3 protein-coding genes are annotated in these 3,673 nt (G+C 44.9%); all 3 read right to left on the reverse strand.

Going from position 1 to position 3,673, the window contains the following annotated elements; all coding sequences use genetic code 11:
* Window positions 1–122: 122 nt before the first annotated feature.
* Window positions 123–986 carry a carbohydrate ABC transporter permease gene (locus QUA77_RS28715; protein WP_333454009.1) on the reverse strand — a complete coding sequence of 288 codons (864 nt, stop codon included), beginning with the start codon at window positions 984–986 and terminating at the stop codon, window positions 123–125.
* Between the two features lie 71 nt (window positions 987–1,057).
* Window positions 1,058–1,966 carry a sugar ABC transporter permease gene (locus QUA77_RS28720; RefSeq protein ID WP_333454010.1) on the reverse strand — a complete coding sequence of 303 codons (909 nt, stop codon included), beginning with the start codon at window positions 1,964–1,966 and terminating at the stop codon, window positions 1,058–1,060.
* Between the two features lie 191 nt (window positions 1,967–2,157).
* Window positions 2,158–3,474 carry an ABC transporter substrate-binding protein gene (locus tag QUA77_RS28725; RefSeq protein WP_333035172.1) on the reverse strand — a complete coding sequence of 439 codons (1,317 nt, stop codon included), beginning with the start codon at window positions 3,472–3,474 and terminating at the stop codon, window positions 2,158–2,160.
* Window positions 3,475–3,673: the final 199 nt, after the last annotated feature.

Genomic DNA, 3,673 nt, shown 5'->3' on the forward strand with positions numbered 1-3,673 from the left:
GAATTTAACAGGCTTTTCAATTCACCTATCATTTTCAGTTTGTTTTGTCAACTCCTAATACTGAACCGACGCCCTAGGAACCAGTTCAATCTAAAATCTAAAATCTAAAATCTAAAATTGATTTATCCTTTTACCGCCCCCGCAGTTAAACCCTGAACAATGCGCCGCTGGAACACCAAAACCAGCAAAACCAAGGGTAATGTTCCCAAAACGGTGGCTGCGGCGATCGGCCCGTAAGGAATCTCAAATACTGACACCCCGCTGAGTTGAGCCGTTGCGACGGGAATGGTTTTTAGAGATTCGCGAGTCATAAATGTCAGTGCAAATATAAACTCGTTCCAAGCTGAAATAAATGTTAAAATTCCAGTTGTGACTAACGCGGGAAATGTCATCGGCAGTACGATTTGCCACAGCATTTGAAAAGTGTTGTATCCGTCAACTTTAGCCGCATCTTCCAAATCTTTTGGCAACTGTTGAAAGAAACTCCGCATCACCAAAATTGTCAGCGGCAGATTAATTGCGGTGTAAGGAATAATTAATGCTAAATAATTATTGCCTAAATCCAAAGCTTTGACAATTTCCAGCAGTCCCAAAAATAGCAGCACCGCCGGAAATAGCGTTACAATTGTCACAGTTGCCAGGATGATTCTCTCGCCCCACAGCCGCAACCGGGCTAAAGCGTAAGCTGCGGGAGCGCCTACTGCTAAACACAGTAATGTTGAAGTAATGGAAACAAAAGCGCTATTTAAAATGTAAAGAGCAAACGGGCGGCGCTGGAACAGCGACAGGTAATGCTCGAAAGTAATTCGTTTGGGAATGTAGACGTTTGGAATTGCCGAAATATCGGCATTTACTTTGAAAGAAGTTAGCACCTGCCAGAGGATGGGTGCAAGGAAATATGCGACTATTAAGAGCGCTGAAATTGGCAAGATTAATTGCCGGATGTTAAAGGTTTTTTTCGTGGGTTGTTCGCGGGCTATAGACATAATTTGTACCAATGAAATAAAAGTGCAACAGTTGGTTCTCTAAAATCAAAAATCCCAAATCTAAAATCGTTTTAGTTTCCTCCGGCTGCATTGATGCGGGCTCTCGATAACAGGTAAGCGGCGATCGCAACTGCTGCCACTAACAACAAAAAAGTACACACCACCAAAGCCGCCCCATACCCAAAGTCTAAATACCTCATTACCGTGCTGTAAATGTAGATAGAAACCGTCTCCGTTGCCCCCGCCGGTCCCCCTCCCGTCATCACCTGAATCAAGTCAAAAATGCCGAAAGCTTGGGCAAATCGAAACAGCAAAGCAATCACAATTTGCGGCATCAGCAGGGGCAGGGTAACTTGACGGAAGCTCTGCCAGCTACTGGCGCCGTCAATCGCGTGTGCTTCGTACAAATCACCGGGAATTGATTGCAATCCCGCTAGCAAAAGCAAGCTGACAAAGGGCGTAGTTTTCCACACATCTGCTGTAATCACTGCCATCATTGCCAAAGTCGGATCTCCCAACCAGCTAATGCTATTTTGAATCAATCCCAAGCGCCTCAAAATGTCGTTAATTACGCCGTATTGGTCGTTAAAAATCCACGCCCAAGCTACTCCCATCAATGCAGTGGGCAGCGCCCAAGGCAGCAAGGAAATTGTCCGCACGATGCCGCGCCCTGGGAAGGATTGATTTAAGACTAAGGCAATGCCCATACCGATAATTAATTCCAGCACAACAGAGGCGACTGTAAATACTGTGGTGTTGCCTAAAGTTTGCCAGAAACGCCCGTCGCCTAACATTCGACTGTAGTTAGCAAAACCGGAAAAAACCAGTTTTAATTCTGTACCGAGGTTTTGGGTGAATAAACTCAGCCAAAAAGCGCGCAATATTGGGTAAGCAAATACTAGCATCAGAATTATCAAAGCTGGTGCTACTAATATCCATCCGGTTTTTTGTTCGCGCTGTCGCATCTTGTCTAATTGCATATTCTCACCTTTTTCTCGTTTGATCTTAATAAGAGGGAGTTTGTATCTCTCGCTTGCAGCCGAGTCTCGATCCCCCTAAATCCCCCTTAATAAGGAGGACTTTGAACGTTCCCGTTCTTACTTTTTTTTAAAAGTTTGGAAGTTCCAGTCCCCTCCTTATTAACTAGGGGGATTGATCTGAAAGCAAGAAGTTAAGAAGCTTGGGGTTGTTTTAAACTGCCTAATAAATTGCGAGTTTCGCTAGCTGCTGCTTTCATTGCTTGTTCTGCACTCATTCTCCCGGTAAAAGCTGAACTCAAATAACGCTGCAAAATATCAGAAGCTTGAGCGTATTGTGCCAGGGGCGGGCGCAAAGCTGACCGTTCCACTACTTTTAGCAGTTGCGGGTAGTGGGGATATTTTGCGACTATTTCTTTGTTAATAAATAGGGATTTGTAACTGGGAACTAAACCTGTTTGTAAAATAAATTTGCGTTGTGTTTCCTCGCTGGTAAGGTACTGAATTGCTTTCCACGCTTGTTCTGGATGTTTTGAGGTTTTGGCAATTCCCCAGCCCCAGCCGCCCAAGCAGGAACCGCCTGTTTGACCGGTACTGCTGAGCATTGGCTCGATCGCAATTTTGCCTCTAACATTCGATCCTTCGGCATTTGCCAGCTTCCAAACATACGGCCAGTTTCGCAAAAATAGCGCTTTGCCGTTTTGAAATAACAGCCGGGTTTCTTCTTCGCCGTAGGTGGTGACACCCGGAGGAGAAATGCCAGAGGCGATCGTATTTTTGAGAAATTCCACTGCTTTAATTGCCTCCGGTTTATCTAAGCCAACTTCAAAAGTTTGAGGGTTTGCCCAGAAGCCGCCAAAACCGGAGAGTACCTCGACAAACATCGCAGATACTCCCTCGTATTGTTTGCCTTGCCACAGATAACCCCAAGTTGCTTTTCCCTGTTTCTGCAAGTTTTGAGAGATTTTTACCATCTCTTCAAAAGTTTTCGGCGCTGGAATTTTCGCTTGTTCTAAAATGTCTTTGCGGTAATAAAGCATTCCGGCATCGGAAGCATGGGGAATTCGGTAAAGTTTGCCCCGATACCGCCCGCCTTCGACGTTACCTTGGATGAATTTTGATAGTTGTTCGGGGGGAATTCTGTCTGTCAAATCGCTTACCCAACCTGCGGCTGCAAATTTGGGAACCCAGACAATATCCATGTTGATGATGTCGTAGGGCGATTCGCCTAAAAGAAAGGCAGATGTGTAAAGATTTTCTATGAGGTTGCTGTCGAAAGGCCCTTCTATGAGGTTGATGCGAATGTCGGGGTTTTTCTGTTCAAATTCTTTGACAAAGGGTTTCCAGTTAACAAGGTCTTGACCTTGCATTAACATGGTGAGCACGACTGGCTGTTGAGTCAGTGCCGGCAGAATAAATAAAAGCAAGACGGCGGCTAATGTGACAGCAAATAAGGCTAAAAGACGGGGACGCTTCTGGCTTCGTTGCTGCGGGGAATTTATTTTTTGCATTTGCTTTTGAGAAATGGCAGTGCGATCGCCTTCTTTCTCTCATAACTCGCTTTCTTTTGTTTCGCTGGATTTAGCGAGTTTGTGCAATAAAAATTTAAGTAAACTTTAGCTTACTTAATAATGCCTGGGGGGGTGACAACCCACCCAAAACCCATAGCTAGTAAGGATTGAGCCAACTTGTGGTAAAAAAAGATAGGCA

This window comes from Microcoleus sp. K5-D4, assembly GCF_036704575.1.
Taxonomy (GTDB): domain Bacteria; phylum Cyanobacteriota; class Cyanobacteriia; order Cyanobacteriales; family Microcoleaceae; genus Microcoleus.